The organism is Vibrio crassostreae, assembly GCF_024347415.1.
In the GTDB taxonomy this organism is placed as follows: Bacteria; Pseudomonadota; Gammaproteobacteria; order Enterobacterales; family Vibrionaceae; genus Vibrio; species Vibrio crassostreae.
In genome coordinates, this window is record NZ_AP025477.1 from 1,653,309 (window position 1) to 1,678,294 (window position 24,986).

Annotated in this window: 23 protein-coding genes; 12 read left to right on the forward strand and 11 right to left on the reverse strand. The window is 45.0% G+C overall.

The window, feature by feature from the left end; all coding sequences use genetic code 11:
• Positions 1-35 precede the first annotated feature (35 nt).
• The 7 genes from OC193_RS23045 to rlmJ all read left to right on the forward strand — a co-directional run bounded on the left by OC193_RS23045 (position 36) and on the right by rlmJ (position 11,702).
• Complete coding sequence (locus OC193_RS23045) at positions 36-857, forward strand: LytR/AlgR family response regulator transcription factor (protein WP_048660571.1); 822 nt, start codon at positions 36-38, stop codon at positions 855-857.
• A gap of 175 nt (positions 858-1,032) precedes the next feature.
• Complete coding sequence (locus tag OC193_RS23050) at positions 1,033-3,795, forward strand: M16 family metallopeptidase (RefSeq protein WP_048663966.1); 2,763 nt, start codon at positions 1,033-1,035, stop codon at positions 3,793-3,795.
• A 325-nt stretch (positions 3,796-4,120) separates the two neighbouring features.
• A complete protein-coding gene (locus OC193_RS23055; protein ID WP_048663965.1) occupies positions 4,121-6,889 on the forward strand; it encodes a M16 family metallopeptidase in 2,769 nt (922 codons plus the stop codon).
• Between the two features lie 270 nt (positions 6,890-7,159).
• Entirely contained in the window at positions 7,160-7,624 is a 465-nt protein-coding gene (locus tag OC193_RS23060; protein WP_048660665.1) for a hypothetical protein, read from the forward strand.
• Between the two features lie 270 nt (positions 7,625-7,894).
• Positions 7,895-9,694: a protein translocase subunit SecD gene (secD, locus tag OC193_RS23065; RefSeq protein ID WP_080967405.1), complete on the forward strand. Its 1,800-nt coding sequence runs from the start codon at positions 7,895-7,897 to the stop codon at positions 9,692-9,694.
• Between the two features lie 2 nt (positions 9,695-9,696).
• Positions 9,697-10,635 carry a protein translocase subunit SecF gene (gene secF, locus OC193_RS23070; protein ID WP_004732672.1) on the forward strand — a complete coding sequence of 313 codons (939 nt, stop codon included), beginning with the start codon at positions 9,697-9,699 and terminating at the stop codon, positions 10,633-10,635.
• A gap of 200 nt (positions 10,636-10,835) precedes the next feature.
• Complete coding sequence (gene rlmJ / locus OC193_RS23075) at positions 10,836-11,702, forward strand: 23S rRNA (adenine(2030)-N(6))-methyltransferase RlmJ (protein ID WP_048660574.1); 867 nt, start codon at positions 10,836-10,838, stop codon at positions 11,700-11,702.
• Between the two features lie 269 nt (positions 11,703-11,971).
• Here rlmJ and OC193_RS23080 read toward each other — a convergent pair whose 3' ends face one another.
• From OC193_RS23080 to OC193_RS23095, 4 genes are all read right to left on the reverse strand, one after another.
• The gene (locus tag OC193_RS23080) at positions 11,972-12,793 is read right to left on the reverse strand and encodes an HNH endonuclease (protein ID WP_048660575.1); all 822 of its coding nucleotides are present in this window, start codon (positions 12,791-12,793) and stop codon (positions 11,972-11,974) included.
• A gap of 207 nt (positions 12,794-13,000) precedes the next feature.
• Positions 13,001-14,089 (reverse strand): alkene reductase, encoded by a 1,089-nt coding sequence (locus OC193_RS23085; RefSeq protein WP_048663963.1) that lies wholly within the window; start codon positions 14,087-14,089, stop codon positions 13,001-13,003.
• Positions 14,090-14,147: 58 nt separating this feature from the next.
• On the reverse strand, positions 14,148-15,341 hold the full coding sequence (locus tag OC193_RS23090) for an MFS transporter (RefSeq protein ID WP_048660577.1): 1,194 nt from the start codon (positions 15,339-15,341) through the stop codon (positions 14,148-14,150).
• Between the two features lie 85 nt (positions 15,342-15,426).
• On the reverse strand, positions 15,427-16,110 hold the full coding sequence (locus OC193_RS23095; protein WP_048660578.1) for an SDR family oxidoreductase: 684 nt from the start codon (positions 16,108-16,110) through the stop codon (positions 15,427-15,429).
• Positions 16,111-16,235: 125 nt separating this feature from the next.
• On the opposite strand from OC193_RS23095, the gene OC193_RS23100 reads away from it, so the two are divergent.
• From OC193_RS23100 to OC193_RS23120, 5 genes are all read left to right on the forward strand, one after another.
• Positions 16,236-17,159: a LysR family transcriptional regulator gene (locus OC193_RS23100; protein ID WP_048663962.1), complete on the forward strand. Its 924-nt coding sequence runs from the start codon at positions 16,236-16,238 to the stop codon at positions 17,157-17,159.
• Positions 17,160-17,278: 119 nt separating this feature from the next.
• Entirely contained in the window at positions 17,279-17,671 is a 393-nt protein-coding gene (locus OC193_RS23105) for a GFA family protein (protein ID WP_048663961.1), read from the forward strand.
• 28 nt (positions 17,672-17,699) lie between these two features.
• Positions 17,700-18,161 (forward strand): OsmC family protein, encoded by a 462-nt coding sequence (locus OC193_RS23110; RefSeq protein WP_048663960.1) that lies wholly within the window; start codon positions 17,700-17,702, stop codon positions 18,159-18,161.
• A gap of 127 nt (positions 18,162-18,288) precedes the next feature.
• A complete protein-coding gene (locus tag OC193_RS23115; protein WP_048663959.1) occupies positions 18,289-19,521 on the forward strand; it encodes a MalY/PatB family protein in 1,233 nt (410 codons plus the stop codon).
• Between the two features lie 219 nt (positions 19,522-19,740).
• Entirely contained in the window at positions 19,741-20,085 is a 345-nt protein-coding gene (locus OC193_RS23120) for a ribosome recycling factor family protein (protein ID WP_048660583.1), read from the forward strand.
• A gap of 158 nt (positions 20,086-20,243) precedes the next feature.
• Here the strand turns inward: OC193_RS23120 and OC193_RS23125 are convergent, their stop codons facing one another.
• From OC193_RS23125 to OC193_RS23155, 7 genes are all read right to left on the reverse strand, one after another.
• On the reverse strand, positions 20,244-20,483 hold the full coding sequence (locus OC193_RS23125; protein WP_048663958.1) for an RNA recognition motif domain-containing protein: 240 nt from the start codon (positions 20,481-20,483) through the stop codon (positions 20,244-20,246).
• Positions 20,484-20,590: 107 nt separating this feature from the next.
• A complete protein-coding gene (locus tag OC193_RS23130) occupies positions 20,591-21,256 on the reverse strand; it encodes an SDR family NAD(P)-dependent oxidoreductase (protein WP_048663957.1) in 666 nt (221 codons plus the stop codon).
• A 242-nt stretch (positions 21,257-21,498) separates the two neighbouring features.
• Positions 21,499-21,762 (reverse strand): hypothetical protein, encoded by a 264-nt coding sequence (locus OC193_RS23135; protein WP_017061275.1) that lies wholly within the window; start codon positions 21,760-21,762, stop codon positions 21,499-21,501.
• A gap of 226 nt (positions 21,763-21,988) precedes the next feature.
• Positions 21,989-22,531: a DUF3833 domain-containing protein gene (locus OC193_RS23140; RefSeq protein ID WP_048663956.1), complete on the reverse strand. Its 543-nt coding sequence runs from the start codon at positions 22,529-22,531 to the stop codon at positions 21,989-21,991.
• A complete protein-coding gene (locus OC193_RS23145; protein WP_048663955.1) occupies positions 22,528-23,103 on the reverse strand; it encodes a chalcone isomerase family protein in 576 nt (191 codons plus the stop codon). Before OC193_RS23145 ends, OC193_RS23140 begins: the two co-directional genes overlap by 4 nt.
• A 3-nt stretch (positions 23,104-23,106) precedes the next feature.
• Positions 23,107-23,628, reverse strand: a complete 522-nt coding sequence (locus tag OC193_RS23150; RefSeq protein ID WP_048663953.1) for a DUF2878 domain-containing protein — start codon at positions 23,626-23,628, stop codon at positions 23,107-23,109.
• Entirely contained in the window at positions 23,606-24,886 is a 1,281-nt protein-coding gene (locus tag OC193_RS23155; protein ID WP_048663951.1) for an SAM-dependent methyltransferase, read from the reverse strand. Before OC193_RS23155 ends, OC193_RS23150 begins: the two co-directional genes overlap by 23 nt.
• Positions 24,887-24,986: the final 100 nt, after the last annotated feature.

Sequence of the window (24,986 nt, forward strand, 5' to 3'; positions counted from 1 at the left end):
TAGACGATTTACAGTGTGAATTTAAAGGAATAATCATGAATAACCCAGCATCAAAGCCAAGTGTCACGGCGATAATCGCAGACGATGAAGCTCTGTTAAGGCACCATCTCGACAAGAGTTTGGCTGAGGTTTGGCCGGAGCTAGAGATCGTCGCTAAGGCACAAAATGGGCTAGAGGCGATGCTGAGTATTCAGCAGCTCGAGCCTGATGTGGTCTTTCTTGATATTCGAATGCCAGAGCTGGATGGTATCTCGCTCGTGAAACAATTGAACAAGCTAGATTCGCCGCCATTGGTGGTTTTCATTACCGCTTACGACGAATACGCAGTCAGAGCTTTTGAGCACAATGCGATGGATTACCTGCTTAAACCCATCAATGAAGAACGCTTACTGGCCACATGTCAAAAGGTTCAAGCGCGTCTGTCGATCAACCAAACGCAATCAGGTATTACGCCAGAACAACCGGATATCACGGCGTTAATGGCTCAGCTTCAACAATTATCCCAACCAACTCAGCAGCAAACGTATCTAACGTGGCTCAAAGCCAGTGTCGGAGAAGACATCCACCTGATTGCCGTCGATGATGTGGCGTATTTCAAAGCCGAAGACAAGTACGTATCGATATTCAAAAAAGGCCAAGGCGGTTCGCTAGAGGAGTTTATTCTTCGCGTATCATTAAAAGAGCTGATTACCCAACTCAACCCAGATGAGTTTTGGCAGATCCACCGTTCCGTGGTGGTGAAAGTATCTGCGATAGATAAGGTGAAAAAAGGCCTCTCCGGCCAGATGTCTGCGTATGTGTCAGGTGAAAAACTACCCATCAGCCGCGCCTCGCAAGCGTTGTTTAAGGGTATGTAGAGAACGAATAAAAGGCGCTACATATCGGCTCTACAACTAATTCATGTAATTTATAAATTAAACACTTTCATACTTATATCGAGTGACTCTAAAATTTTAGTCGTTTGATTTAATGGCGAATTATTACACTTTGGCGATCGGATATATTGGAGGAAAGCCCTTCAAAGAGATCGTTATGAAAGCATACTATTTAGTCGTCGTACTGAGCTCCACATTGCTAGGTTGCAGCTCTACTCCTCAGCAACAAACGTTATTGAAATCCGATCCGTATTGGGTCAAAGGAGAGTTAGATAACGGATTAACCTACCATGTCTACCCTGACCAAGAACAATCGGTCTCGGTACGCTTACTAGTGCATGCCGGATCTTTGCAAGAGAGCGAAAAACAGAAAGGGTACGCCCACTTTGTTGAGCATATGGCGTTTAATGGCAGCAAGAACTTTTCAGGAAATGAGGTGGTCGAGCTATTTGAGCAATCTGGTGCCAGCTTTGGTGCAGACTTAAATGCTTACACCTCTTACCAAGAAACCCTCTATAAGTTAGATCTACCCGATAATAAAAATCTAGACAAAGCGCTGGCTTGGTTTAGAGACATTGGCGATGGTTTACTGTTGTCCGAAGATGAAATCGAAAAAGAGAAAGGTGTGATACTTGGGGAGTTTCGATACACGCGAGTTGAAGATAAGCCTCTCTCGTTTAAGTTCTACGAGCATCTGGTTGAAGGGACGACTTACCAAAGTAACGATCCTCTTGGCAATAAAGAGTCTGTTTCTAATACGAATGTTCAAGAATTAAAGAACTATTACCAAACCTGGTATCAACCTCAGTTAACCGAAGTGATTGTCTCTGGCGATATTACTCTAGCAGAAGTGATCCCTTTGATTGAAGAAACTTTCTCTGGTTGGCAAAGAGGTACAACACCGGTTCCTGTGAAGAACACGTCAGCGGATTACAATACTCAAGATTTTGTGGCGTATGGATCTGGGGGCGAGCCACCGAGCATCGGGATAGTGGTTGATCGTGGGGAAAGAGTGACACAGAGCCATGAGCAACAACATCAGCTTTGGTTAGATGATATTGCTCAACAACTTATCCAACAAAGGTTGAATTCTGATTTTGTTGACGCTGCATTACCCGTGCAGTGGGTTGCTTCAACACCCTACTTATTAGAGTACCAAAGGTATTCCATTACTACCGTCGGTTTTCCTGTGGATAGCCGAGAGCAAAGTCAGCAGCAGTTTGTTTCTACTCTCGCCTCTTTGCGTGATTATGGCGTAAGTGAATATGAGTTGGCGAGTGTGCTACAGCAATACCAAGCGAACCTTGATGACATTAAAGTTAACTGGGAGAGAATGGACGCAGTAGCTCATGCTGACGGTAAGTCGACGGCACTGGTAATTGACCAGACGGTTCAATCACAGCTCGATTATAAATCGAGTTTGAAAGAGTTTCTTTCGAGTACGGATCTGAAAGCCGTAAATGATAACTTAGATGATTTACTTTCTAGCCCATATATTTTGGGATTAGGCTTATCGTCTAAAGAAGACTTGCAGGCAATGAATAACGAGATAAAAGGTGTCAGAAAAGCCTATAAAAAGACAGGCAACAGGCCATTGCTCGTTACTGCTAGCTCGGCGTTTAGTGTGCCAATGTCTCAAGGCGAAATTGTAAAACAAGTTCAGGTGAGTGACGATCCTAATTTGAAGCAGTGGACATTAAGCAACGGCATTGAAGTTTTGTATCTCCGTAACTCTGAGGCTGGTAATAGTGTTGGGGTTTACTATGCAAGTGAGGGGGGGAAAGCGGCGTTGGATCCTTCGCTGTTTCCTGCTGTAGAAATTGCTCTGCCAGCTTCGATTCGTAGTGGTGTTGGTAAATTTAGTGGTTCGGAGTTAACCGCTCACTTGAGACGCGAAGACATTGAAATCTATCCCTTCATCAACTTTACTCATCATGGCTTAGAAATAAGCGCCAAGAAAAAGACGCTTGCAGAGGGTTTAGCTGCGCTCCACACCATTGTAACCGAACCTAAAATAGACAGTGATCAGCTTGAGGCTGTGAAATCTGAATTTGCTCAAGATCGTACAGCATATTTAGAAACTCCAGTTGGTCAGTTTATTCAGATGGTTAATCGCAATAGCTATCAAACAAGCAGCCGTCACATGATGCTTGAAAGTGACGATATCAAAGCTGTCACGTCGCAAGATATACTAGACGTGCACCATCAACTCTTTCAAAAATTAAGAGACAATACATTGGTTATTGTTGCTGATATTAACCCTACTGAAATTAAGCCTCTTGTGCGTCAATATGTTGCATCATTGCCATTAGAAGCCGCTATGTCTCCGGACTATCAGGTGGCTTATAGTACTGATTCGAAAGAACGAATGGATATATCCGTCAATAATGAAGACAGCAGTCAGTATTTGTTACGTGTGATTTCCCAGCAAGCTCGAGATAAAACCGCAAAAGATGTTTTTATGGACGATATGCTTCAGCGTGTATTGTCGAGCCGTCTAACGGCTTATGTTCGTGAAGAGTTGGGTTTGGATTATGCGCCTTATGTGTACTCGGTCGCACAAGACAGTGAGCCAAGTTATGACTGGCTAATCGGCTCTCTAACGGCCCCAGAAAACTCAGATAAAATTGAACAGGCGATTGATAAGGTCATCGCTGAAGCAGCAAAAGGGATTTCTGAAGATGAGACTCGAACAGCCGCTAAGCAGCTTGTAGCAGATCTCACTCCACTAAAATATAAGCCCACTCAACAAGCTTGGTTTATTTCTCGTTATCTGATTCATGATTATGGTTTTGAGGCGTTGTTCGACCTGCAGGGGACGGCAGACTCAATTTCTAGTCAAGACATGACAGAGTATGCGAAAGAAATTTTTGGTGATAACAGCTATCAGCTGAAGAATTTGTTAAGCCCACAAGGTTAGGTCTAGTTAGGTGAGTGGTTTTTGTTGAAAGCCACTTCTACTCTTTATATATGGATTCACTTCCAAGCCAAATGTTCAAGCATTTGGCTTTTTTATTGTGCTGAATCTTTACGAGGTTTGGTAGAACCACTCAGCGGCCTCACCTCTCAAGCCCTGTTTAAAGGCATGTAGAGAAGTGGTTTAAAAGTATGTAACGATCTCGCAAATCGCATGGTGATTTATAAAATGTAGATCAAAATCACAAAGATACTCATCCGGTTCAGTATTAAATAATAATCGTTAACTCAATCTGTATATTGTCGATGAATGACATTAAGAGGTTGTTATGAAAAAATATTATTTAGCGACGGCACTATGCCTCACCTTAGTTGGCTGTAGCTCAACATCAAAAACTACCGGAACGCCAATCCAGCCGGACCCGGCATGGACTTCAGGCCAACTAGAAAATGGCCTTACCTACCATGTTTATCCAGATCATGAAGAATCCGTATCTGTACGTTTAGTCGTGCACGCGGGTTCGATTCAAGAGACTGACCAGCAAGAAGGTTATGCACACTTCTTGGAACACATGGCATTCAATGGCAGTAAGAATTTTTCTCAAAATGATGTGATTCGTCTATTTGAAGATGCAGGCGCTAGCTTTGGTGCAGATATCAATGCTTACACCTCTTATGAAGAGACGGTCTACCAGTTAGATTTGCCAGATAACATCCAATTGCAGTCTGCTTTGACGTGGATGCGTGACATTGGCGATGGTCTTGATCTATCAAGTTCAGAAGTTGAAAAAGAAAAAGGCGTAGTTCTTGGTGAGTTCCGTATGGCTCGCCTCGATGATAAGTCATTCGGAGATATATATTATGATCACTTCATTGAAGGTGGTCCGTACGAATCGCAAGATGCACTAGGGACTAAATCGTCGATTGTGAATGCCACTCCTCAAGGCATCACCAACTTTTATCAGGCTTGGTATCAACCTCAAATAGTTGAGCTGGTCGTTTCAGGTGATGTGGACATCAAAACCGTGATTCCTCTCATTGAAGAAAAGTTTTCTAGCTGGGAGCGTGGCGACACGCCAAGACCAGAGAAACAGAAATTGACCTCGTTCAATGAAGATGATTATGTCGAGTACGCAGGAAGAGAAGCGCCAAGCATCACTCTGACGTTTAACCGAGGTTTAAACAGAGTCGAAAACCACGCTCAGCAGCATCAACGTTGGTTAGATGAAACCTCTCAACAATTGATTCGACAACGATTAGAAGCAGTATTTAATAATGCCGCGCTGCCGACTCAATGGATAGCGTCTGATGGCTATCGAATGGGTGCTCTGCACTATTCGTCAATAAGTGTTGGGTTTCCGGCTGGAGACCGTGAAGTAATCCAACAAGATCTGCTTTCTACATTGGCGTCATTGCGTGATTTTGGTGTTTCGGAAACAGATATTGTTGGCGAACAGCACTACTATCAAGACTTACTCGATAACATCGAGCATGACTGGGATAAAATGGACAGCGTTGAACACGCGAACTACAAAGCGAGTGCTTTAGTCACTGATCGAATCGTCCAATCACAGAACGACTATCAAGTAAGTTTGGAAGCCTTCATTGCTAGCTTGAGCCTTGAAGTGATCAACGACAACATCAAAAATCTACTTTCTGATGATTACTTTATTGTTATTGGGATGGATGACTCTGAAGACAGAACTGCTGTCGTCAATTCTTTAGATAGTTTAAAAGCCACGTATAGCGAGGCGGGAATTCCGCCGCTTGCGATTGGAACAGTCAGTGCTTTTGCAGTACCTAGCTCGCAAGGCGAGGTTGTACTTGCGGAACAAATGTCCGTAGATCCATACCTCCAAAAGTGGACGTTAAGCAATGGTATCGACATGTGGTACCTGCGTGATTATGGTGCGGGCGATGATGTTGGTTTGATGTACATGAGCCTCGGCGGAAAAGCCGCTTTGGATCCGAGCTTGTACCCTGCCGTTGAAGTTGCGTTACCTACCTTCGCTCGAAGTGGTGTCGGTGAATTTACGGGTTCTGAGCTTTTAGCGTACTTTGATCGTGAAGATATTAGAGCTGATTCCTTTATTGGCAACACTCGCCATGGTGTTGAGTTTAGTATTAACAAAGATGGGCTTGAAGACACGTTTGCTGCGCTTTATACCTTCATAACTGCGCCTAAAATTGTTCCCGAGCAGTTAGATGCAGTGAAGCAGGAGTTTGTACAAGGTCAAGAATCTTTCTTGAGCAGCCCTGTTGGTCAGTTTGAACGAGCGGTAAACCACAATATTTATCGTCAGGAAAGTGGACATTATCTTGTAGATAAAGAGCGTGTTGAAGCGGTTTCTGTGGAAGACGTCGCTAATCTTCATCAGCAGCTATTTGGCCAATTGAGACACAACCAGCTGGTGGTCGTGGGTGATATAGACCCAAGTGAATTAAAGCCTTTGGTTGAGCAATACTTGGCTTCGATTCCATTAGAAAAAGCCGAGGTTCCGGACTTTAAGGTGGCTTACAAGCAACCAACTGAAACACGCATTGATTTAGCCATCAACAATGTGAATAGTGCAGAGTACATCCTACGAGTCATCTCTCAGCCTAGTGTTGAAGTTAAAATGTCGGCAAAAGATGTTTTCATGGAAGATTTACTGCAACGCTTGCTAGCTACTCGTTTAGATACCTATATTCGTGAAGAGTTGAGTTTAGATTACTCTCCATATACGTATTCAGCGTCCGCAGATAGTGAATTGAGTGGTGAGTGGGTTATAGGGGCGATGGTAGCGCCGGAGAACGTTGAACAAGTCGAAGTGGCGATCGATAAGGTGATTGCAGACCTTTTACAAGGCGTCTCTGAAAAGGAAATGCAAGCAGTCGTGAAACAGTTTGAAGCTGATTTTACGCCTCTAGAGAATAGCTCTATCGACCAAGCGTGGTTTGTGTCTCGTTACCTGCTACATGGTTACGGTGTCGAAGCTTTGTCTCAAGTTGAGCGTGTTGCGAGATCGGTCTCTGTCGAAGAGATGAATGCGTTGGTGCAAAGTATCTTTGGTGAAAATAGCCGTAAGGTTAAGAACATCATGCGTCCTAAAGCCTAAAGCCAACAAAAGAGACAACTCAAAGCCAAGCGAGCACCGCTTGGCTTTCTTGTTTTTCCACCATTCATAACATCTATGCATCACCTGTTGTTAAGCCGTTTTAGATCTATGTAAATCTAAATTGCGAGAACGCTTAATCGGTTGCCTCGAATCATTTTCTAAAAAAATGTTTTAAATCAAGACAGCGTTTCATTTGTATTGTAGATTGGCGATCTACGAGAATATTATTTGGATATTAGATTGCTTAAACTGGGTACCCGATTAGTCTTAATGTTGTTTTTACTGAGCTTTGGCTTAGTGAATTCTAACGGCTATTCGTTTCCTTCTAAGCCGTTTCAAATATACTCGGCGCAAGAGCAATCTTCACAGAATGATCTTTGTAAACAAGCCGCTACGGATAATCCGTCGAGCTACTTAGAATGCGATAAGGCTCAGTTTGGCAGCGTGCCTTCTGGTGACAGTTCCAACTATCACGACACCGAGTCGAGCCTCCAAGCAGCAAACTTCAGACGTATGCTCAGTAACGAGCAAGAAAGCGTGGCCGATCTTGAGCCTGCTTATCATCTACTGATCGACTTCTCTCCCCCTTCAATACTGGCTTCTCTGCTTTTCAACACACCGTTGTTGGATTCTAAGCAGCATTGGACCAGTATTGTGAGTTCTCCGTCTTCCCGGCTCTCTGGGTGGAAAGAGGGCAACATCCAATACTCGCATTTCCGAGAACTTCTTAGCTAATCGTTTGACCCTAAATTGGTCGTATCGGTGGTCACTTTGTGCCCGTTGAACTCGCCCATTAATCAAATATAGCGACACACCATTTTTAGCATTACTACTCAATCAGTTGGTTCTGGTTATGGCTAGTCATCGCTCGTGTTCGCAAAACATTAGTTGTACCAATCGTAGTAAATAACAGGTCACCCTAGCGGGTTAAAATGCTCGGCCACTGCTTTTTTCCGGCGCTATTTTTGAGCACGTGTTTACGATGATTGGTAAAAATAAGAGATCTTGACTGTGAAAAAACGCATTCCAAGAAAACAAATTAACCACTACTCAAAGTGGAAATACGTGGTGCTTATTGCCACCATTATCATCATGATTCTGAGTGCTCTACCTTCTTGGTTTGGTGAGAATGCATCGGTTCAAATCAGCAATCGTTCTGAACAGACAATCGACGCCACTCAAATTACTCAATACCTTGCGAGCGAGGGTATTCAAGCCAAATCAGCCTTTCAAAAAGACAAACGTTTAGTCGTGATCTTAGAAGACGCTGAACAACAAGCGAAAGCCAAAGAGGTGCTGAATGAGCGCCTATTGGATAACGCGACCGTTGCGTTAGCGATGGAACCAGCAGCACCTAAATGGCTAACTGACATGGGTTTTGCGCCGATTCAGTTAGGCCTTGATTTGCGTGGTGGTGTGCAGTTCTTATTGGAAGTGGATATGGAGCCGGTTTATCACGCGCAAGCTCAAGCGATGGTCGACGAGATCACCAGCGAAGTGCGTTATGCACGCGGTAAAGTGGTGAACAATCAAGTTGAATTTAACTTCCGTACTGATGCCGATTTCGAGAAAGCACAAAAACTGATTCGTGAAGAGTTCCCACAATGGCAGCGTGACCGTTCAGATAAATCGCTAACGTTAACTCAGTCTGAAGAAGAGCAAAGAACGCTACGTAATCTAACGGTTCAACAAAACCTGCAAATCATGCGCAGCCGTATTGAAGAGCTAGGCATCACTGAGGCATCGATTCAACGCCAAGGTGAAAGCCGTATCCGTATCGAACTTCCGGGTGTGCAAGACCCTGCAGCCGCGAAAGACGTGATCGGTGCTACGGCTTCGCTTGCGTTCTACTCTGTGTACGACAACGCAACGCGCAATACTCAAACTCTGAAAGATTCAGATGGTAATCGTGTCGTGGTTGCTCGCAAAGCGGTATTAAGCGGTGAACACATTATCGATGCACGCAGTGGCATTGGTGAGATGGGCAGTGCAGAAGTAAACATTACGCTGGATTCTTCTGGTGGTAAGAAAATGTCTGAGTTTTCTCGCCATAACATCGGCAAGCCAATGGCGACCGTTTACAGCGAATACAGCCGTGACAGAGCGGGTAACAGCGAAAAAACCAGTGAAGTGATCAGTGTGGCGAACATCCAATCTCAACTGGGTAGCCGCTTCAGAATCACAGGTGCAGGCAGCATGGCAGAAGCACAAGAGCTTGCTCTACTGCTACGTGCAGGTTCATTAACAGCGCCTGTTACCATCATTGAAGAGCGTACTATTGGCCCATCTCTGGGTGCTGAAAACGTAACGAATGGTTTTGCTGCTTTAGCGCTTGGCCTTGGTCTTACTCTAACGTTTATGGCGCTATGGTATCGCCGCCTTGGTTGGGTTGCGAACGCTGCATTGGTCGTCAACATGACCACACTATTCGGTTTGATTGCGATGCTCCCGGGTGCGGTATTAACTCTGCCGGGTATTGCGGGCTTGGTACTGACCGTCGGTATGGCGGTAGACACTAACGTGCTTATCTTCGAGCGTATTCGAGACAAAATGAAAGAAGGGCGCAGCTTTGCTAGCTCTATCGATCGTGGTTTCGATAGCGCCTTCTCTTCAATTTTCGATGCTAACGTCACCACCATGATCGTTGCTGTGGCTCTGTACACTATTGGTAATGGACCGATTCAGGGCTTCGCTCTGACACTGGGCTTAGGTCTTCTAACCAGTATGTTTACGGGCATTTTTGCTTCACGAGCGATCATCAACTTGGTTTGGGGGCGTGACCAGCGCCACGATGTAAGGATTTAAGCATGAGTACTTCAAAAATGACTATTTCAGACCGCTATTTTTCAAATAGTAATATGACTCGCCTTCGTAAGGTGATGTCTGTGATTTCCATTGTGCTGTTCATGAGCTCTGTGATGCTGGTGGCAGTGAAAGGTTTTAACTGGGGCTTGGACTTTACCGGCGGTGTGGTTGCCGAGGTTCAGCTCTCTGATCAAGTAACCAAAGATGCGCTGAAAACCAAACTTGATACGGCTTTCCAACAAGATGTGCAAGTGGTTGGTATGGCAGAACAGGATCGCTGGACAATTCGTTACAGCCAACTGACAGACGCGCCACAGCCAAACTTAGTGGATGCTTTGTCTTCTGTAAGTGATCAAGTAAAAGTGCTCAACAGCAGCGTGGTTGGCCCTCAGGTAGGTCAAGACATGGTTGACCAAGGTGGCTTGGCGGTATTGGTGTGCTTCCTAATGATCATGCTGTACCTGAGTGTACGTTTTGAATGGCGCTTGGCACTCGGCGCACTTGCCGCGATCATCTATGACGTGACGCTTATCTTGGGCCTGTTCGCTTTTACTCAGTTTGAGTTCAACCTGACTGTATTGGCTGCCGTGTTGGCGATTTTGGGTTACTCATTGAATGACTCGATCATCATTGCCGACCGTGTTCGTGAAATGCTGCGTGGTAATCCAAACGGTGACACTGATAACCTACTTAACGAATCGGTTAAAGCGACCTTCTCACGCACCATGGTGACTTCAGGTACAACGCTTATCACCGTATCAGCGCTTTGGCTACTTGGTGGTGCGGCGCTGCAAGGTTTTGCGATTGCCTTAGTCGTAGGTATTGTCAGCGGTACGTGGTCTTCAGTGTCTGTCGGTATCACACTGCCTAAGCTACTTGGCCTACAGCCTTGTCACTACCAAGTGAAAGCGCCAGTAGAAGTTGAGGGCGAGTACCCTTAGGTTATCTATTGGTTAACAGTACGATTTAGTCAGTAACGTCAATAAGCCCTTCGTTTATAACAAAACGAGGGGCTTTATTTTTTATAAGAGTCAAACAGTTACAGAAAAGAGAGCCTATTTCAAAAAACGATGGATTGAGCAGGCAAGCCCTCATGATATGAAGTATGTTTAGATGACGTTCGTAGAAATGAGGCAAGGGAATGGAATATCGACATCAATGTCATGTAGGCGACCATGGTGATGCACTGAAGCATCCAGTATTGAGTGCACTGGTTCAGTCATTAATGCAGCAGCATTCACGCCTCAATGTTATCGACACGCACTCTGGTACAGGGTGTTATGACCTCACTACAGCTCCAAGTAATCACGCGGGTGAGTTTGCTGAAGGGGTCGGGTACTTGTGGCGAAACAAGGCTTATCTTCCTCCGGCATTTGCTTCATTTATGTCGGTTCTGGAATACTACAATCCGAATCAACATATCTCTCTTTATCCGGGTTCTGCGGCCATCACCTATCAACAAGGCCGCAGCCAAGATAGCTTCTATTTTTCAGACATTCAGCAAGACGAAGCTGACCTATTACAAACTAACATTGAGAAGTTGCAACGCGATCTCGATGTCTCAAGTAAGCTCACCATTACCGCTGGCGATGGGCTCAAAGCGCTGCCTGATGATGTAGCTAAACACGATAATCATCACTTAATTGTTATCGACCCGCCCTATGAAACCGATTCTGAATACCTTGAAGTAATTGATGCCTTAGTTAAGGCGTATCAGCAGTCTGATAAGGTATCGGCCCTGATTTGGTATCCGCTTTACACGGATGATAAGAGTTCACTGATTCTGAACCACTGCGTGACAGCGGTGAAAGATGGCTTGCTACCAAGTCCGATTAAGTCGGAGCTTCGTCTTCGAGATCCCAAGGGTGATGATCGCCTGATCGGCAGTGGTTTGCTGTTGTTCAACCCACCACAAGGCATTGCGGGAACGGTCGCAGATACGCTCGATTATTTACACAGCCAACTCGCGACTAATGGTGAAGGCTATTGGCAAATGAGAAGCTTATAGATCTGATTTTTATGGGTTTTATGATGATTTTCTAGACGTCACTCACTAAATCACTGTTATCTATGTGGTTTAAATTGACCAAACGCTAACTTTTATCGATTGATTAATTGCAGTGAATCATTTAAAAATAGAATATCAATGCGCACAAGTGCATAATGGCTCATAAGTTAAATAATTACCCCTAATTAATATCAGATTGTGGTTTACCCCCTAAACTGCATAAGGCTCGCACTAGTCATGCGAGCCTTTCTTTTGCCTGTAGGAAATGTTTACAACAATTGCTCTTCAATCTTTAGTGCTTTCTCGATGAGTTTCGCATTGAAATCTGCAGCTTCCACTGAGTAGTGCGCTTTACGATGGCAAGTCGGACAGAGTGCAATCACGTTTTCAGGACAATCTGCACCACCATCCGCCAACCGTGTCAGGTGATGTACTTCTAGGTAAGGACCTGACTTGGTCTCAAAAGGCGAAGGCACTTCACAACCTTCACAGATACCATCTGCTCTCTTTTTCGCGTAAAGTTTAATGGCTTCACTACGATATTTTACATGTGTGAGTTGTTCTTTGGTGTCAGTTTTAAGTGGCGTCGAAGCTAAAGCGATGTCTCGTAATTGCTTTAATGATTTACTTTTAGTTGGCTTAGTAAGGTATGACATTTTTGGAGTTTGAATTGTATCTCCAATACTTTGCGGGACGATATCTAAATGGAAAACTATCGCATCACGGAGTTGGCCGTTCTTGTCGGGGCGTTGCTCGATGTGATGACAGATGTAGTTACAAACACCGACGAATCTAACAAAACCAGTTGAGACAGATTCAAATAAGAGAATCTCTTTGAGGTTGTTTTGGTGCTCAAAGATGGCCAAGTTTCCTTTAACCATTTTCATGTCACCTTCTTGCCCTTCTCCTGTATATCGGAAAGTGCCGTCTGCACTAAAACCATCAGAGTAGCCAAACTCTTCGCCCGCATCGCTAGTGAAGATAAATACATATGGGTGAGCAGCCGGCGTAGCGATACCACCGTATTGTTGACCTTTGTAATGACCGTGTATCTCTGCACGTCGATTGTAAACCTGTCCTACATTGAACAATGGAGAGTCCTCATTTATCCGTTTGAATTGGAATTATTATTGATACTTTTGTAGTTTAAATTATATTTAAAGTTTAAATATAACAGTGGTTTAAGTGAAAATATGCAAGTGGATTCTTGGGTGTGGAAAGGTCTCGGCTCGGTCACGTTTCTAGAGAGACAAGCCTGCTGGACTCAGCAGGCTTGGTGTTTGTTTAATGCTTTATCATTACAAAGCTGGATAATCGGTGTAGCCTTTTTCGTTGCCGCCGAACAAGGTCGCGCCGTCGAGTTCTGATAGTTTGCTGCCGTTTTTTAGGCGTGACACGAGGTCTGGGTTGGCCACGAATGGGCGACCAAATGCGACAAGATCCGCGTAGCCTTTGCTTAGTACTTCTTCGGCGCGTTGTGGTGTGTAACTGCCTGCGACGATGATTGTGTTAGAGAATAACTCTCTTAGTTCTACTCGGAAGCTTTCAGGGATAACAGGTGCATCATCCCAATCGGCTTCTGATAGATGCAGGTAAGCGATATCACGCGCTTGCAGTGCTTTTGAGGCCTCCAAAATTGTTGGCACAATGTCTGGGCAGTTCATGTCTTTGAAGGTGATGAATGGGGCTAAACGTACGCCCACTTTGTCCGCGCCAATCGCATCAATCACTGCATCAACTACTTCAATTAGAAAGCGAAGTCGGTTCTCACGGCTTCCGCCGTAGTTGTCGGTACGTTTGTTCGAGTTCGTTCTTAAAAACTGATCAATGAGGTAGCCATTGCCTCCGTGGATCTCGACACCATTAAAGCCTGCTTCAATGGCTTTCTTCGCTGAATTAGCAAAATCTTGAATGACGCGATCGATGTCTTCTTGGGTCATCTCTCTTGGCTGGATGCAATCCACCATGTTGCCGTTACCATTCTCATTGGAAATCCATACTTGAGTTTCTATTGGCGCCAAAGCTGACGGTGCAATTGGCAACTTGCCTTTTTGAAAGGTAGGGTGAGACACACGGCCGACATGCCATAACTGGCAGAATATTGCGGCACCTTGTTCTTTCGCGGCTGTGGTTACTGATTTCCAACCTTCGATTTGTGCATCGGTATAAACGCCGGGTGTGAATGAGTAGCCTTGAGAGTCGTCGGATATTTGTGTGGCTTCGGTGATGATTAAACCTGCACTGGCGCGTTGCTGGTAATAGGTTGCCATCATATCGTTTGGCACGTTTCCAGGTTGACTAGTACGAGCGCGAGTCATGGGTGCCATAACGACACGGTTTTGCAGTTCTAGGCCTTTGAGCTCTGATGTTTCGAATAATTTGTTCATGGTATCTACCTTGTTTTAATTCAGTGTTTTTAGTTTTGTATTAGGTCTATAAGTCGCGTTATTTGCTTTCTGCTGGGCTGAAAATAGAGTTGCTCTGAGGCTTGTCAGCTCGGTTGGCTTTAGCGATAAGTAGCAAGCCAATGACAGGGACAACAACGGCTGCGAACGGAATCATTCCTGCGCCTAGTTGGCTGTCGAGTACCATTCCGCCAAGGAATCCACCAAAGGCATTGGCTAAGTTGAATGCTGAGATATTCGCAGTTGCTGCTAACTCTTGGCCTTCGCCACCGTGGTTCATCACTCGAAGTTGCATGGCAGGAACGTTCGCAAATGATGCAATACCAAAGACAAATGCAGCTGCAACGAATAGGGTTTTGTTGTCTACCACTAGGCCCACCACAACCAATGACACGATCATTGCGACTGCCCAAAACATGGAAGCTTTGCCTAGGTCTTTATCTGAAGAGCGACCACCCAATGTGTTACCTATAATTAAGCCGACACCTACTATCACTAAGATCCAAGTGACCGATTCTTGGCCGTAACCCGTGATGTGCATAGCGATAGGTGCTAGGTAGCCGTAGAGCGTCATAAAGCCAGACCAAGCAAAAGCGGTGATCGCCAAGCTGATAAGCAGCATTGGATTTTTGAACGCCATAAGCTGAGTTTTGATGTCTTTCGCTTCGCTATGACCTGTTGATTTGATTGACGTTAAGATTGAAATCATCGCAACTGTGCCAAGTGCCGCAACGGTAAAGAAGGTGGTGTGCCAACCGAATTGCAAGCTCACCCATGTACCTGCCGGAACGCCAAGAACGTTAGCGAGCGTTAAGCCTGCGAACATTTGACCAACGGCGCGACCTGCCATTTTTTCCGATACTAAGTTGGTTGCAACAACCGCTCCTATGCCATAGAAAGGTCCTTGCACTAAGCCTGCAATTACGCGGCTCGCGAGTAGCAATGGGTAGCTTGGTGCGAGTGCCGACAAGACATTGCCAATAATGAACAGCGCCATTAAACCAATCAGCACCATCTTTTTATTAAATCGGGCAAGGTAGATGGTTAAGATCGGGCCGCCGATAACGATAGCTAATGCATACGCACTGATTAGATAGCCAGCTTGGCCTTCTGTGATCGAAAGGGAGGTCGCAATTTGTGGAAGAATGCCTGCGATAACAAATTCAGCCGTACCAATCGCAAAAGCAGCGAGTGTCAGTATCCAAACTTGGAATGGAATCTTTTCTTGTTTCATGATGAGTTACCTATGTAAATTCTTGTTTGTTAGGACGTTTAGATACACGTCCTAACGATTGTTCTTTGTGTCTTTGCTAAGTGTTTTAGCCGAGCAGTGCACCACCATCGATGTCGATGATTGAGCCAGTCACGTATGGGTTATTAATCACGAACAGGTAACCCATCGCGATTTCTGAAGCTTCGCCAACCTTGCCTGCGGGTAAGTTGTTTTTGGCGTTGTCGTACATGGCTGAGCGAGCTGTGTCGTCCATGTTTTTGTAGGCTGTTGTCATGGTTAAGCCCGGGCTTACGGCGTTCACTCGAATTGGTGCGAGTTCTTTCGCAAGCACCTTAGTTACGCTTTCAAGTGCGGCGTTGATGGCGGTTTTTACATAAGTGCCAGCGACAACCTTGCGTGACAACATGCCTGTGGTGAGTGTGATAGAACCGTTGGGTGTCATGTAACGCGCAGCATGCTTAGCTACGTTTAGGCTGCCCCAAAACTTGGTATCAAATGCCGTTTTTGCATCTTCAAGAGCAACATCTGTCACTTTTCCTGCCGGAGCGGATGAGCCCGCTGTCACGACTAAATGATCGAAGGGACCAATGGATTCGAAGTATTCGCAAATCGACTTTTCATTGCTGATATCAACACCTGTGTGTCGACTGGCAATGTGCACTGTGCTGTTGTCGTTTCTCAATTGCATTGCTAGTGCTTTGCCGATGCCTGATGTGCCACCAATGATGACGAAAGTGCTCTTTTCTTGGTTCGCTAGTGTGTTGTTCATGGTCTGAATTCCTGCGTGTTCTGCTGATGGTTGTCATTATATTTGTTCGACTAAATTTGATAATTGGGTAAAATATAAATTCATTATTCGGTTTAAATGAACAATAAAGCGAGAGCACGAATAGCATGGATAAGTTTTCAGACATGGCGATGTTCGTCAGTATCGTGAAGCACCAAGGGTTGGCAGCAGCAGGGCGAGAGCTAGGCTTATCACCTGCGACCATGACGGCAAGACTGCAGGCACTGGAAGAGCGATATGGTGTGAAGCTGTTGAATCGAAGTACTCGACATGTGTCTTTGACTGATTCAGGCGAGCTATATCACAAGGCGTGTTTGGAGATATTGGATAACGTTAGCGAAGCCGAAAACCTGATTCAAAATGGCGTCAAAGAGGTTAAAGGCCCACTAAAGATTGCGGCACCTAAAGACATCGGAAAGCAGTACATCCTTCCTATTCTGTCGGAATTTTGTCAGCAGTATCCAGACGTTATTCCCTATCTGTATTTGAACGATAACCTATCGAATATCGCCGAATCAGGCATGGACATCGTGATCCGCTACGGCGAATTGGTTGATAGTAGTTTGATCTCTAGACGCTTATCACCAAGCCGACGCGTGCTGTGCGCTTCACCAGAATATCTCGCCAAACACGGCACGCCGATCAAGCCACAAGATTTGGTTGAACATGACTGTTTGGCTATGCTACGCAGTAATGAAGAACTTAAAACATGGCACTTTCAAGATCATGATATGAAGAAGGCTGTGACGGTTGTGCCGAAGCGATTTTCAGACGATGGCGAAGTGATTCGATACTGGGCATTGCAAGGAGAAGGAATTGCGTTGAAGTCGGTACTCGATGTGCAAGATGACATCAATAACCAACGCCTTGTTACCCTGCTCAACGGCTATATGAAAAACTTCAATACCTCGACCTCTGTATCGAGTGCCGACTTAAATGTGGTGTACATCAGCAAGAAGTATCAACCTAAGCGTATTCGGTTGTTTCTTGATTTTCTGTTTGAACGCTTTGGCGATTTGGTTGAAAAGTGAAGTTAGATTAGCCGAGAAGCAGCGCATGACAGATATCTCGAACTCAACACCCGGCTACGGACAGAGGGCATTGAACTGGTTATGATACGACCAACATAAGGATGTGATTGGAGAGAAAAATGAAAGTCGTCGGAGATACGGTCATCGAACCTTTTCACAAGGCAACCTGCCATTGCGGTGCGGTGGAACTTGAGCTCAGTTTACCTAACGGAATAGAAAAACCGCGTCGATGTGATTGTTCTATCTGTCGTCGTAAAGGCGCGATAGTCGGCTCTGTCGCGCTTGATGGGATCAAGATCGTGAAAGGTGAGGAGCATCTCAAGCTTTATCAATTCAACACCAATACTGCGAAGCATTATTTCTGTTCGAACTGCGGTATTTATACACATCATCAGCGCCGTTCAAGCCCAAATGAATATGGATTTAACATTGGCTGTTTGGAAGGGGTAAACCCTTTTGATATTGGCGATGTGGTCACCAACGACGGTGTTAATCACCCTGCTGACCGTTAATTTATTGAGCATTAAAAAGGAAATGTTTATGTCTGAATATGGTGCGGTCATTCGCTGGCAAAAAGCGGAAGATGAAGCCTTTAGCGACAATCAATACAGCCGTGGCCACACATGGGAATTCGATGGTGGTGTTACTGTACCTGCTTCGTCTTCTCCTCATGTTGTGCCACTACCGCTGTCGGTTGAAGCGAATGTTGATCCAGAAGAAGCATTTATCGCGGCACTTTCTAGCTGCCACATGCTGACTTTTTTGGGCATTGCGGCTAAGCAGAAGTACGTGATCGACTCTTATGTGGATGATGCGATTGGTGTGCTTGAGGAAGATGAGTCAGGTCGTTCATCCGTAACTACAGTGATACTGCGCCCTGAGATTGTGTTTATTGGTAGCAAGGTTCCTACCCGTGCTCAACTCGACAAGCTGCACCACTTAGCACACAAGAATTGCTTTATCGCTAATTCGGTCAAGACGGAGATAAAGGTAGAGATATGAGATTAATTTGTATTGTTCAGATTATTTTCTAAAAGTTTCGTCTTTTTGATTTTGCCATCGTCTTAAGGGTATTCATGCAGTCTAGTTGATTGCAAAAAAGACCGAACAACCTATTGAGGGCTCCTCCATGACAGCGTTTAAGAGTACATCTAACTACGGTGAGAATGCGTTTATCAAAAGCAAACCGCAGATGCTACAGAACATTTATAACACCACAGATGTATTCCCATACTGGGTTGCCGATATGGATTTTCAGGTAGCGGAACCGATCACTCAAGAGCTTAATCGTTTGGTTGAGCGTGGTGTGTACTCTTATGAGTTTCATGAGCAAGCGGTGTTTGAGGCCCTTTCTCAATGGTACTCAAAGCGTTATGGTTTGAACCTTTCGGCTGATAAGTTCGTTCAGGTGCCGGGTGTGCTTTCTGGTATCGCGTTGTTACTGCGTCAGTTTACTAATGAAGGTGATGGTGTGCTTATCCATACGCCGGCGTATCACCAGTTTTCTAACTTGGTGAAAAAGGCTAACCGCAAGGTCGTGAAGAGTCCCCTTATTAATGATGAGCAAGGTTACCGCATTGATTTCGACGTCATGGAACAACAGATCATCGAACACAAAGTAAAAACGATGATTTTCTGTAATCCTCACAACCCAACGGGTCGTGTGTGGACGCAGCAAGAAATTGAACAAGTCATTGAGATCGCCAAGCGTCACGATGTGCTGATCATCAGCGATGAAATCCACTCAGACATTATCTTCGAAGGTCACGCTTTTACGAGCTTGACCAGCTTTGATTACGATAAAGTCATCTCTTTGATTGGATCTCCGGCGAAAACCTTCGGCATGCACAGTATCTCAAATGGTTATGTCTATACCAATAATGATGAGCTATTTGAAGCGTTCAAAGCCAATGTAGCGGCGATGTACCTTGACCATGGCAACGCGTTCAGCACGTTTGCAACCGTGGCGGCCTTCGAAAAGGGTGAAGAGTGGTTAGATGGTATGTTGGCGTATCTGCAAGACACAGTTAAGTGGATTACCGAATTTGCAGAGCAGCGAATTCCTCAGTTAAAAGTATTCCAACCGCAAGGCACTTACCAAGTGTGGTTTGATTTTTCTGAGTTAGGTTTCTCGGAAGAAGAGCTAAAGAACGTGGTGTTTGAGCGGGCTAAAATGGGGTTAACGCCGGGCGGCTGGTTTGGCGCTGAAAGTTATCATTTTATGCGAATGAACATCGCTACTTCGCGTGACAATATTGAGCAATCATTTACTGCGTTGGCCGATGCGATTGATGGCTTTAAGCGAGGCTCTGTGGTGGACTTAAATTGTTGCGATAAAGGAAATGCTAAAAGCTGCTGTTAAATCCAATAGTACACAACAAGCATTAGAATCAGAGCGTGTAACGGCACAGCTTTAAAGTTCGATTAGAATAAAATAACCGCGAGTCTGCATAGCGCATGACTGGCGGTTTTTTTGTGTCTGTGTAATTCTACTCATGGTTTTATTGAGTTGTGATTGAAGTGCCGATTTTGCAAGTCCATAGTGCTTCAATGATTGATAGAGATTGATTGGCAGAGAGTTATGTTTAGCGTTCCACTGAATAGTTTTGTACATCGTGTGAGTGATAAAAGCCAAGTAATGGCGAATGCGACTGAGTGTGGATGCCAGTTGAAGCGAATTCGTCGTTCACGCAATTGGTTATTAGTGGCTCAAGAACATCAACTCATTGAATTTAAAACCCTGCTCACCCATGAAAAAGACGGTTGGATTGCGGTTGCGATAGACAAAGTACTGCCTAAACCTGTGGTGTGTTTGGCATCGCTGTTAGCAGCAACACCCTCGATGACTGTCGCTCAGCTGGTGATGGAATCTGGATGTTCAATGGCAGAAGCAAGGCGTGCGATTGATGAACATGAAGGGTTATAAACACGAGACTTAAGTAAACCGGTCATGTTGTGAAAAGATAATCGGGAGCAGCAAAAAGCCCGTAACGATATTACGTTTTTCAGCGGAATATCGTTACGGGCTTTATCATCGGTGCTGCCGTTAAGCTAAGCCATGTGGCTTATGAAGCATTGACTCGATTAAGAGTTAGCCACTTTTACACGAATCGTGTTTTTGCCAAGCTTAGTCATGTTCAGCTTGTTTAGTGCCGTTTTAGCTTCTTCGTGCTCTGGCATTTCAACAAAAGCAAAGCCTTTTGAGTCGCCAGTTTCTTGGTCTAAAACTAGGCTGCACTCTTTTACTGAGCCAAACTCAGAAAATAGCACTCGGATGTCTTGCTCAGAAGTAGAGCGCGATAGGTTACGAACTAGAAGTTTCATAATAAACCTTGAATATGAATTTACGCCGAGCATTGTCGCACACTTTCATGCTCACCCTCACAAATAATTGTCTCGCGACTCTATTTCCTTGGCGCTCTGTCTAAGCACTAGCCGCGGTTTATCGTGATGTCCGATACGAAGCCATGCTCAGTGCTGGTTAACGCCTGTTGCAGCATTTGAGCGGCTTCTTGAGCAGTCATAAAGCTTGAGGTATCCATGTCTTTGCCGCTTGTATTCCAAAACTCGGTCGCCATTCCTCCAGGATAAACCGCCACGATTTTCATCGGGTGACCTTTTAGCTCTAATCTTACTGATTCGATAAAGCCTTTTACGGCCCACTTGGCAGCGCAATAGGTGGACTCTTCTGCCTTAGCGCCTTGGGCCGCAGTCGACATCACCACAGCAATGGTGACAGGTTGATCCTTATAACGCTGAACAAGCTCGCGAATCAAAAAGATAGAAGAGTCGATATTGTTCTTCAGCATGTCGCTGATGGTAGCCGGGTCTTGCTGTTCAATCTTACCGAAGTACCCACTGCCAGCACTGTGGATCACCAGCTTAGGCATTTCAGGTAACACATCCAATAACTCGCTCACTGAGTGTGGGTTACAGAGGTCACTCGCTTGGCTAATAGTATTCGCTGGTAGGTTTTGAGCCACTTCAGCTAAACGTTGTGCGTTGCGACCTGTAATGGCTACACGCTGAGCGTCGTTAGCATATTGTTTCGCGAGAGCTGCGCCTAAACCGCTGCTTGATCCGGTAATTAAAATCATACTGTCTTAAATTTGTAGAGTTGATTCGAGATAGTAAGGGGCTAGGCTAAGATTTTCTGAGATCTATGGCTAAAGTTAATCGACAGCTTGGGTGATAGGTTGAATGGTAGGGCTGAAATAAGAGTGTGGAGAAAGCCGTTAAGGATCGACTTGTTTGGTCAGAAATAACACCGCTAAAAAGTAACAGAACTAACAAGTAAAAGCGCCGGCATGGAGCCAGCGCTTTGAGTAATCATAAGTGATTATTCGTCGTCGAACTGTTTGATCGTGAACGCGTCCTCGATACGGTTAAGCTCTTCTTGTTCTTTTACTCGCTTCTCTTCTTGAAGCGTTGCTCTCGTTTCGTTGAAACGTTTCTTCTCTGACTTAGTCAGGAATTTTACAGCTTTTTTGTTGGTCAGTGCGTAAGCAACTACGTCTTCACCTTTTTCTCTGCGGTCGTTTACGCGTTGTGAGAAACGTTCATTGTCGCGAGCTTTACGCTCCGCTGAGGTCAACTTGCTCATGCTTTAAAGCCTTTTCAATTATTCATGGTAGGGAATCTACGCTTAGCGAAACAAACAGGAACTACTGAGTATGAGTCTAGCCCATTTGTGTGCTGGTGGCGCATCTTAGCACAGAGGCTTGAGCTTGCAGGTATGCAATTCGCGGGAACAAACAAAACAGCCCACAAATTTCATTGTGGGCTGCGTGCAGCAGTGGCGAAGGTCAGAATCAGAAATGACAGTTAAATCATATCTTCTCTATGTATAAGATGACTTCTCCGACTTTAAAGCCAAACTTGGACATCTCAGTCTTGTTGAACAAGCGTTTGTCGTCCATCAAGAACATCCAATCATCGAGCACCACTTCATAGGTGCTGCCGTCGACTTCTATTTCTAAGTCGTATTTCCAATATAGAGCAGAACCTTGAGTCTCCCCATAAGCGGTTCCAACGACATCGTTGGCGGTCCCAGAATAGGTGTTTTCGCCCGTTTTTATCAGATTCCAAACGCGAGTTGAGCGTTCGCCATCAGCAAAAGAGAACCACTCTTTTATCTCTCCGTTGTCACCGTCCCAAGTCGCGATCAGTTTGGCATCGAAGCGTCGCAGTAGGTTACCAGAGCGGTCGAGCACCATGCCGTAGGCCATTAGCTCGCCATTAAAAAAGGTTTCAAGCTTTAGCTCTGGCGTAGTGTCGACATGGTCCTCTAAACTTGCAGAACCACAACCTGCCAGCCAAGTGAGTGAAAAAAGTGCCAGAGCGAATTTTATTATTGTTGTTTTTGGATTCATTTGTTTAAACCTAAAAGTTGTTTACGTAGGCCGGGTTCGGATGTGTTCTCAGATAACCAAATCGCCAGAAACGCTTCGCCAAATTGTTTGTCTTGGATTACTCCGATAGGTTGCTCATCAAAGTAGAAGCGGCTGACATTATCTTCAGCGACACGTATGGTGAGAGTGCTTCCTGCTTCTACGTTCGGCCACATCGCGTATAACGGTTTCAACCAACGCTGAATACTGTTATTTGAGTAACCAAGCTTGTTCCATTGATCTTCGGTTGCATCGACTAAGTCTTTGCTGTCGATAGCGCGGTAATACTCGAGTTTCAGTGCGCGTTCTGAGTTGGTTGGTGTGGCATAAAATTCAGCAGAGTAGAGTGTCCAAAATAGGTAACTCATTTCGCCTTGGCCACGTTTATTTAAGTCATCGACCGCAGAGGCTTTAGTGTTTCCGGAAAATAACAGCGCAGCAAAAATTAACGAGAGAGTGATAAAGCTTAGAAGTGTGTTTTTTGCTTGCTGATGAGCGCGAACCATATCGTTCTCAGGTTTGAACGTTTGTGTCGGATTGCGTTGATAAGCCATAAGTCACCTCGATATTGCCATTTTAGGTTGTACTAAGTTGGAGTAGGCGGCCACCAGTAAGGGCAACAAAATCCCCCAACTTATTGCAAGGGCAGCAACTACCGATGCATCTGGCCAAGTAGTCAGGAGGGCGCCTGCTTTGATGCCTCCCCAATAACTACTAGTACCTGCTACGAACCCTATGACAAACAAGATCACTTTTGAGCATTTTAAAAGCCAATTTAGGCTGTGGTTAAAACTGATTAAGAACATGATCCACAGGCAAACAAGCCACACTGGAAACCACGATTGATTAGCAATTGCAGAGTCGACGGCAAACACGCCGAAGTGAAAGAAGAGGCTATCAAGTAATAGCCCTAATGGTAATAAGATGAGTATCTTAAGATCGCTACTGCGAGTCGGTGATAGGAGGAAATGAACCACTACAATCAGTGGTGTGACGAACGGGGCTTGCGCGGTAAAGAAGGCACTGCAAACCCAGGTCGCTTGAAACAGTACGAGATTAATAATCCAAAACCGTTTCATCTTTTGCTCCAAAGTAACGAGGTTTTCTTGCGATTAAATGGTGAGTGCTGATCACTCGCTCTTTGAATGCACCTTCACAGTAACAGAAGTAGAAGATCCATAAGCGCTTAAACTCTTCTGAATAGCCGAGAGACTCTAGTTCTTCCCAGCTATTCTCAAAGGCGATATTCCAGTCGTTAAGCGTTCGAGCATAGTGCAGGCCAATGTCGTCAATTTCTTGAATCACAAGATCTGTACTAGTCGCAAGGTGTTGGGTCATCACTGAAACCGAAGGTAAACAACCGCCGGGGAAGATGTACTTCTGAATAAAGTCAACGCCCTTACGGTATTTATCGTAACGGCTGTCAGCAATCGTAATTGCTTGAATCAGCATCTTGCCTGAGGGCTTGAGTAGCGACGAACATTTTTCAAAGAAGGTTTGTAGATATTCATGGCCGACCGCTTCTATCATCTCGATAGAGACCAACTTGTCATACTCTCCTGTAAGGTTGCGATAATCCTCTTTAAGCAGGGTGATTTTGTCGGTTAAACCAAGTGCTTTGACTCTCTGTTCCGCAAGTGCGTGTTGGGCATCTGATATTGTGGTTGTGGTGACATGACAACCGTAGTGCTGCGCCATAAAGATGGCTAAGCCGCCCCAACCTGTGCCTATCTCAACCACGCTATCCTTCTCAGACAACTCTAATCGCTCACAAATGGTTTTCATTTTGTTCTGTTGAGCTTTGGATAGGGTTTGTGCATCTTCGCTGTAGATAGCGGAAGAGTACTGCATCGAGCTATCTAAGAAGCGCTCATACAGCTCGTTGCCAATATCGTAGTGGGCGAGAATGTTGCGCTTGGAGCCTTGTTCGGTGTTGGCATTCTTACGACGCAGCAAGAGGTTTTTGATGCGAGAAATCCACTGTGTCTTGTCATCAAGTTCATCCAATTGGGCTTGGTTACGAGCCATGATTTGAATCACACGCGTCAGATTTGGACTGGTCCATTTGCCATCGATATAGGCTTCAGATGCCCCAATGCTACCGTTGATAACGACATCTCTAAAAAAGGTCGCATCATGAATCACGATTCGACCTTTCAGTTCGGCTTCTCGATCACCAAATACTGAATGCTGGTCGCGCTCAATGATCTCAAGCGTCGCGAATTGTAGGCTTTCTAAAACCTTGAAAATTAAAGCTCGATATTTACAGTTGCTTGAAACAGCAACGGCTTTAGCTTGTTGTTCAATATTGTTGTTTTGTTTGGCAAGCTGTTCCATGTAAACCTCGCTGATAACTCATTCTAATATTTTGTGCCAACTAAGCTGAGTTTTGCTCCTTGGTTGGAACAAACCCAAGCTTTAATTGAGTTCTTTCATG

What these genes read in the sequence shown, in the direction of transcription:
- OC193_RS23130 (WP_048663957.1), bottom strand. Translation starts at nt 21,256, where the DNA reads ATGATTTTAATTACCGGATCAAGCAGCGGTTTAGGCGCAGCTCTCGCG.
- OC193_RS23110 (WP_048663960.1), top strand. Translation starts at nt 17,700, where the DNA reads ATGTCTGAATATGGTGCGGTCATTCGCTGGCAAAAAGCGGAAGATGAA.
- OC193_RS23150 (WP_048663953.1), bottom strand. Translation starts at nt 23,628, where the DNA reads ATGAAACGGTTTTGGATTATTAATCTCGTACTGTTTCAAGCGACCTGG.
- rlmJ (WP_048660574.1), top strand. Translation starts at nt 10,836, where the DNA reads ATGGAATATCGACATCAATGTCATGTAGGCGACCATGGTGATGCACTG.
- OC193_RS23085 (WP_048663963.1), bottom strand. Translation starts at nt 14,089, where the DNA reads ATGAACAAATTATTCGAAACATCAGAGCTCAAAGGCCTAGAACTGCAA.
- OC193_RS23145 (WP_048663955.1), bottom strand. Translation starts at nt 23,103, where the DNA reads ATGGCTTATCAACGCAATCCGACACAAACGTTCAAACCTGAGAACGAT.
- OC193_RS23155 (WP_048663951.1), bottom strand. Translation starts at nt 24,886, where the DNA reads ATGGAACAGCTTGCCAAACAAAACAACAATATTGAACAACAAGCTAAA.
- OC193_RS23090 (WP_048660577.1), bottom strand. Translation starts at nt 15,341, where the DNA reads ATGAAACAAGAAAAGATTCCATTCCAAGTTTGGATACTGACACTCGCT.
- OC193_RS23095 (WP_048660578.1), bottom strand. Translation starts at nt 16,110, where the DNA reads ATGAACAACACACTAGCGAACCAAGAAAAGAGCACTTTCGTCATCATT.
- OC193_RS23100 (WP_048663962.1), top strand. Translation starts at nt 16,236, where the DNA reads ATGGATAAGTTTTCAGACATGGCGATGTTCGTCAGTATCGTGAAGCAC.
- OC193_RS23055 (WP_048663965.1), top strand. Translation starts at nt 4,121, where the DNA reads ATGAAAAAATATTATTTAGCGACGGCACTATGCCTCACCTTAGTTGGC.
- OC193_RS23050 (WP_048663966.1), top strand. Translation starts at nt 1,033, where the DNA reads ATGAAAGCATACTATTTAGTCGTCGTACTGAGCTCCACATTGCTAGGT.
- OC193_RS23125 (WP_048663958.1), bottom strand. Translation starts at nt 20,483, where the DNA reads ATGAAACTTCTAGTTCGTAACCTATCGCGCTCTACTTCTGAGCAAGAC.
- OC193_RS23115 (WP_048663959.1), top strand. Translation starts at nt 18,289, where the DNA reads ATGACAGCGTTTAAGAGTACATCTAACTACGGTGAGAATGCGTTTATC.
- OC193_RS23120 (WP_048660583.1), top strand. Translation starts at nt 19,741, where the DNA reads ATGTTTAGCGTTCCACTGAATAGTTTTGTACATCGTGTGAGTGATAAA.
- OC193_RS23045 (WP_048660571.1), top strand. Translation starts at nt 36, where the DNA reads ATGAATAACCCAGCATCAAAGCCAAGTGTCACGGCGATAATCGCAGAC.
- OC193_RS23060 (WP_048660665.1), top strand. Translation starts at nt 7,160, where the DNA reads ATGTTGTTTTTACTGAGCTTTGGCTTAGTGAATTCTAACGGCTATTCG.
- OC193_RS23135 (WP_017061275.1), bottom strand. Translation starts at nt 21,762, where the DNA reads ATGAGCAAGTTGACCTCAGCGGAGCGTAAAGCTCGCGACAATGAACGT.
- OC193_RS23105 (WP_048663961.1), top strand. Translation starts at nt 17,279, where the DNA reads ATGAAAGTCGTCGGAGATACGGTCATCGAACCTTTTCACAAGGCAACC.
- secF (WP_004732672.1), top strand. Translation starts at nt 9,697, where the DNA reads ATGAGTACTTCAAAAATGACTATTTCAGACCGCTATTTTTCAAATAGT.
- OC193_RS23140 (WP_048663956.1), bottom strand. Translation starts at nt 22,531, where the DNA reads ATGAATCCAAAAACAACAATAATAAAATTCGCTCTGGCACTTTTTTCA.